The 241-nt window shown below is 60.6% G+C and carries 1 protein-coding gene; it reads left to right on the top strand.

What is annotated here, in order from left to right:
* Positions 1-241, top strand: a 241-nt coding sequence (gene hypB, locus SB754_RS22585; RefSeq protein ID WP_410784506.1) for a hydrogenase nickel incorporation protein HypB, incomplete at both ends; no start/stop codon positions are given.

The raw sequence follows: 241 nt of genomic DNA on the forward strand, positions 1-241 counted from the left end.
GCGAGACGGGCGCGCCGGCCATCCAGATCAACACCGGCAAGGGCTGTCATCTCGATGCGCATATGATCGGCCATGCGCTGGAGAAACTGCCGCTGGAAGACCGTTCCGTGCTGTTCATCGAGAATGTCGGCAACCTGGTTTGCCCGGCGGGGTTCGATCTTGGCGAGGCCTTCACTGTCGTGATCCTGTCGGTCACCGAAGGCGAGGACAAACCGCTGAAATATCCGGATATCTGTGCCGG

Source organism: Leifsonia sp. SIMBA_070 (genome assembly GCF_046534635.1).
Classification (GTDB): Bacteria; Actinomycetota; Actinomycetes; order Actinomycetales; family Microbacteriaceae; genus Leifsonia.